The sequence below is a fragment of the Pseudomonas sp. 05N434 genome, from assembly GCF_056396965.1.
Window position 1 is genome coordinate 1 of sequence record NZ_JBFTMK010000763.1, and the last position, 1,810, is coordinate 1,810.

Below are 1,810 nucleotides of genomic sequence, written 5' to 3' on the forward strand. Positions count from 1 at the left end.
CACCTCATCCTGGCTGCTATTTATCAAGGCGGCGGCAATCAACTACTTGCCGCCTAACGTTCTGGTTAATTTGATGAGGCAGCCCAGCGCAAATTCAAGGGTCAATCCTTATTATTGGACTTCGACATTTGTCGATATTGCATATTTGGCAAAATGCACCGGGTTGACGGAGCAAGTTCTGTCTACCCTGTTCGTGGACCGCTATTCAGTATGCACTTTAAACGTTGAGCGGATAATCATCCGTCACTGCCCTGTGTGCATTGCGCAGGGCTATCACTCTGTGTTTTTCCAGTTCGCCCTGTTCGATACGTGTCCATGGCATGGTCGCAAACTGTATCCTTGTCCTTCATGCACCCATGCCATCTCGCAGACTCAAGGCATGCGTTTTACTTTGCATGAAGACTACTACGAAGCAAGTTTGAATTGCGGTCATTTTTATTTTAATTCAAAAGCGTCTACTCGATTTGATTTGAATACGGAGCAGCAGAATCAGGACTATTTAGAGAGATCTAAGTTATGTGCTGAGTGGTTGGAGCGCTGCACTGATTCAATCTCGCCCTTTGCACATATACTAGGCCGGCTTTCGGATGACAAGCATCTCGACGAGAAGCTTATTAAGATMATGTACCCTGGCTACTGCGGAGTACTAGGCACTGGGTTGGAGTGTCCGTGGCCAACCGTGCTCGACGCGCTTAGTCATCCTTGTGTGGATTTCTCGATAATGCGCTTGGACTCTGACGTTAGAGGCAATACACAAGGTATCGAGCTTAAGCTGCTGCTGAAAAGCATCCGGCGTTACCTGTTCAAACGCTTTGTTCGCCCGCACAAGAAATGCTATTCATTTCTCGCCTCCCTCACCCAAAGGGATTGGCATTGTCTGGATGCGACTTCGGCATGCAGCGTTTCGTCGGCCTTCATTGTCTGGGAGCGCTCGATTTCACATATGGATGGAGGAGGCTGGATCGATGCGCCAAACAGGGTCTCCACGGGTTGGGCGGCGGCGCCGGAACAAATTCATCAAGTTGCCTCATTGTGGCTACTGCATTTCTATACCATCTGGAGTGGCATTGAACGAAATTGTCAATGCTGCAAGTCTCACCATGATCGGTTCTCGGTCGAACTCGCTTCTTCCGAACCGCCGTTACACCTGGGCGAGGACAGTGTTGTGATTTACAACACCCGGGGTCAGCACACTGACGTGTTACTGGCATTGCACTGCTCTGAATCGTGGTTGAGAGATGCTGCTTCGGTGCGGTGTGCGACACGGAGACAATACAGCGATATGGTCAATCACCGATCGCGAGAAACAGTGCAGTTCTGGGCCTACGTGGTGAGGCCGGAAGTGTGGATGCGTTATTGGGTCGGAGATCAGCCAAGGACCAGCGCTTGGCGCCGCCCCGTTAGCGCTGGCTAGTTGGTTGTCAGGCCATTTCTGTAGGACCATAGATGCGCGTTGGCAGACTTAGGTGGGGCGCGGGCAATTCATGCTGTCCGTGTTCCGTGGTCAGGCGAAATTGCTTTTTCGCGGAGCATTCATCAAGGACGGTATCGATTGCCAAGACATGCTCCATACGCCACAACTGTGAGCCGTTCAGTTTGGGAGGGGTCATTACCATCACGGACGTGATCGCCTCAACCGTGGGAAGGTCGCCAAGCATCCGTGCGAGTTGCTCGACATCGGAGATCAGCAGCGTGCGCCCAAAATAATATCCGTCTTCGTCCATCCGAACACATACGTGGAACCACGGACTTTCTAGGTCGCGCTCAACCACGGCCCACCGTTTGATTTTCAGGTCAAACGGCACGGGAG

1 protein-coding gene and 1 pseudogene are annotated in these 1,810 nt (G+C 51.7%); one reads left to right on the forward strand and one right to left on the reverse strand.

Annotation, left to right across the window (positions count from 1 at the left end; genetic code table 11):
* Positions 1–1,414: TniQ family protein (locus tag AC1DLB_RS29065; protein WP_477786195.1), on the forward strand; the 1,414-nt coding region annotated here is incomplete at its 5' end.
* A 7-nt stretch (positions 1,415–1,421) separates the two neighbouring features.
* On the opposite strand, the pseudogene AC1DLB_RS29070 reads toward AC1DLB_RS29065, so the two are convergent.
* A pseudogene (locus tag AC1DLB_RS29070) lies at positions 1,422–1,810 on the reverse strand (hypothetical protein); the annotation flags it as partial.